Raw genomic sequence first — 4,487 nt, forward strand, 5'->3', positions numbered from 1 at the left:
CCTCATGAGATAAGGGTTGAGGAATATGCAGATCCACCTTCGATAAATAATGTTACTATATATAATTCAACACCGTCCATTGTGAATTCGTCAATACCCTTTGAGATTTTACCTGGCGGGTCAAATATCACAGTTAATGTTTCTGTATTGCAGACAGATAATCCTGTGTCTTCAGTATTCATTATCATCTGGGATACTATCAAAGGGGGCACAGAATATTTCAGAGGATTGTTAACTCTAATCGAAGATTATTGGACATTGGATGTAGTGATAAATGAATCTTTTGGTGGTAAGTTGGTTAATTTCACGATATATTCAAATGATTCTACAAATTCTACAAGTATGCTTGATGGGAATTTTTCATCTAATAGTGTAATGGTTGTGAATTTGAATCGGCCTGAACAGAATAATAACACTATTAATTTTAATAATATTATATTCAATTGCAGTGCGGCAGGTTATGGGTTGACTTTAGATAATATCACCTTGTGGCATGATTTGAATGGTTTGTTCATATCAAATGGAACTACTGACATTTCTGGAACGACTAACAGTAGCCAGTGGACTAGAAACTTGTCTGATTTCTTGCCAGTTAAAACTTTGATTGATAGACCCTATATCTATAATTGTGAGGCAAAATCAACAGATAATGTAAGAGCAGTGAATAGTACAAACTTCACATTCACCAATTGGGATTTGGGGCAGCATAACAACACTTTTGTTAATTTAACTACAGGGTATGTGGATATCGTCGGTACAAATATTTCAGCCTACTATAACTCTTCTGTTAGAGATATGGGAACAACAGTCTTCTGGTCTAATTTGAGTTGGGGTTATGGTGGAACAGAAGTAAACATCTCTTTGGCAGCGTGTGATGATATAAATTGTGTTGATGATCCATTTACGTTGACTTGTACCAATTTTGCCTATTGTGATATTTCTTCGTTACTACCATCACAATATTTGATGTATAAAGTCAATTTCAATGATACTGATCAAGAGTTCCATAATATTACTATAAAGTATGGTTCATTGCAAAGTGTGAATAATGTTACAGCTTACAATGAGTCGGGTGCTGTTGTTAATGCAACAGTTCCATTTGAAAGGGGAGATAATATTACGTTCAATGTTTCAGTTACTCCTGGTGATAATGATATTTCTTCAGTTTTCGTGATTATTTGGCAGACCATTAAGGGAGGCGCCGAGTTCTTCCGTGGGTTCTTAACGTTGGTAGAGGGCTACTATACGTTAAGTGTTGATACAAACGTCTCTTTTACTGGTCTGGTCAATTACACAATCTATATCAACGATTCATCAAACAATACTATAGAGTTTGATGGTAATTTTACATCGAGCAACTTTGCTCCGACACATGATACGCCTATATTGAATTCAACTAGTGGTAATAATTTATCTTCCGATAATTTGACTGTATATAATATTTCAACTTTTGATACCAATGATGATGATACTGTTAAGAATATAATTAATTGGAAATTAAATGGTACTTCATTACATGTTTTAAATATGCCTTTTGAGAATGGTTCTACTGATAGTATTATTGTCAAAGATTATTCGGGTTATTCTTTTGATGGAAGTGTTAAGAACGGAGCAGTTTTCAATCGTACGGGAGGTTATGATGGTTATGGTGCTTTCGAGTTTGATGGTGTTGATGATTATATTAATGTGACTAATACTCAGACAGGGATAAATTTCAGTAATATGGGTGAGTTTACTGTGATGGCCTGGATTAAGACAAAGAATTTAGCTGGGCCTGATGGTGATGGTGAGATTGTAAGCAAATATTATTCTACATCAGATGATAGGTCTTGGACGTTGCAGATAAGGGATCATAATGCAAGGTTTATCGCTTGTGCTGATGGTACTATTGGAAGTTGTGTGTATGCTACCGGTACTACCGAGATTCCTAACATGAGTGCTTGGTATCATGTTGCTGGTACATGGAATGGTACTGCAATACAGGTTTATGTGAATGGTGTTGGTGATGATGCGACGCCTCCTGCATTGACATCCTTATATGATACTCAGATTAGGCCAATAGCTATTGCTAAGAGTGTTGCTGCGCAGGCTTATTTTAATGGTTCTATTGATGAGGTGATGATATATAATAAATCTTTATCTGAAAATCAGATCTTGGCTATCTATCAGAATAGGACTGATCTTATACTTAGTTCTGAGACTTCTCCTGATGAAAATTGGACTGCTTGTATAACACCTAATGATGGTTATGGTGATGGTATAGAAAAGTGTAGTAATAATATAACTATATTGCAAGGAAATAATTATCCTAACTGTACAGGTGATACTGATTTTGGTAATTGGATTATCTCTGATACGCAGACGATAACTGATAATTTGATTTGTAATTCTGTTTACATAACTTCTACTGGGCAGTTAAGGGTTGATACTGCAACTAAAGGATCTTATATACAAATACAAGCTGCTAATCTGACTATTGAAGACGGCGGTTCTATGAACACTTCAGAGTATGGTTATATTGCAACCACTGGTCCTGGACAAGGTACTGATGCTTCAAACAGTGGTGGTGGTGGTGGTTATGGTGCAGTTGGTGGAATTAGTTCTCAAAGTGCTGCAGGTGGAACGCATTATGGTGATGCTTTGATACCAACAGAATTAGGTAGTGGTGGTGGTAATGGTACAGGTGGTGGATTAGCAGCTGGTGGTTCTGGTGGTGGTGCAGTATATATTAATATTTCAGATATATTATATTTGAATGGAACAATTGTTGCTAATGGTGAAACTGGTGAGAGTAAATTAGGAAGAGGTGGTGGTGGTGGTTCTGGTGGTTCCATCTTTGTTAACACTTCAACATTGAAAGGTTTTGGTAACTTTACAGCGAGAGGTGGCAATGGTGGTGACCAAGCTGATGATGGTGGTGGTGGTTCTGGTGGTAGAATTGTTGTATACTTTAACACTATTCAAGATATAACATATGATGAAAGTAAGGTTACCGGAGGAACTGGGCCAGGTATTGCAACTGATGGTGCTCCGGGCACGTTGGCTTTCATAAATAAAAATTATAATACTCTTACTGTTTCAGAAGGTTGGGAGTTTACACAGAATGCTAATTATGAAAATATTACTATATATAGTGCTACCATAAGGTTGAATCAGTCTGTTCAATTTAATGCTACTGATTTTGTGAGAATGGATGGAGTTAGTATTACTTGTTATAGTACAAGTTATGATTTCAATATGACTATTGCTAATACTTTAAATTTGACTAATGTTAATATTAAAAATTCTGGTAATGGTGGCGTTGATTGTGATGATGTCTATCTGTATGGTGATGATTTTTTAGCTAACAGTACAACTATTGAAGCTAACGGTTCTGTATTGTTGAATAGATCTCAATTGACTTCTAAGATTTATGATGCTTTGAGCATAACTGCTAGTAACAATATTACTTTGAAATTATCTGGCCAGTCGTTGACTTTTGTTTCATCTACTCTAACTACCAGTAATATAATGCAGTATGCTGATGTTAATAATCCAAATATTTTGAATTTACAAAGCACTGCTGTTAATGCAAATGTAAATTGGTCTGTATTGAATTTGAGTGTTGATTCTAGTAGTAATTTTAGTGTTGATGCTAAAGGTTACCCTGCAACGACTGGTCCAGGTCAAGGTGGTGATGCTGCTAATGGTGCTGGTGGAGCTGGTCACGGGGGAGACGGTGGTGCTAGTGTAAGTGCTGCTGGTAGTGCTTATGGTAGTATGTTAGCGCCAAGAAATTTTGGGAGTGGTGGAGGTAATGCGACGACACCTAACCCTGATAAGGCTGGAGGTTATGGAGGAGGTTTAGTAATATTAAATGTGAATGATAGTTTTGAGTTTAATGGTGAGATAAATGTAAATGGTGGGAATGGTTATGGAGCTCTTGGATGGAGTTCTGGTGGTGGTTCTGGTGGTTCTATCTATATAAAAGCTGATAATTTTTCAGGTGCTGGTAATCTTTCCGCGTATGGTGGTATGGGTGGTAATCAAGCTATTGATAGTGGTGGTGGTGCAGGTGGTAGGATTGCTATCTTTTATGGTGTTGGTACGCATACGGGAAGCGTGAATGTGTCTGGTGGATTAGGTCCTGATTTTGCTGCCGAGGGTGGTAATGGTACTATATTCAGATGTTCGAATAAGACTCTCTATAGTTGCGGGATTAATAGTGCTGATGGTACGAATGTGACGGCAACTTTCGGTGGTGTTACTGTCAATACATTATATTCTATAAATAAATCTGTAAATGTCAATAAGACAATAAAAGAAAATTGGACTAATGCTTATGTGGTATGGAATGATTCTTCAAGTATAAGTACAAATAATGCAACATATGTTTTGACTGGTTTATTAGCTTCAACAGATTTTATCGTAAAGAATAATAGTGTAGAGATTGGAGATTCTCCTTTGAGTTCTGATGGCTCAGGTGAGCTACCTTCATATTTGATAGC

1 protein-coding gene is annotated in these 4,487 nt (G+C 36.7%); it reads left to right on the top strand.

Annotated elements, in window-relative coordinates:
• Nucleotides 1–81 precede the first annotated feature (81 nt).
• A partial coding sequence (locus tag KKA81_17625) for a LamG domain-containing protein (GenBank protein ID MBU2652751.1) occupies nucleotides 82–4,487 on the top strand: 4,406 nt, incomplete at its 3' end.

Source organism: Bacteroidota bacterium, from assembly GCA_018831055.1.
GTDB lineage: Bacteria > Bacteroidota > Bacteroidia > Bacteroidales > B18-G4 > M55B132.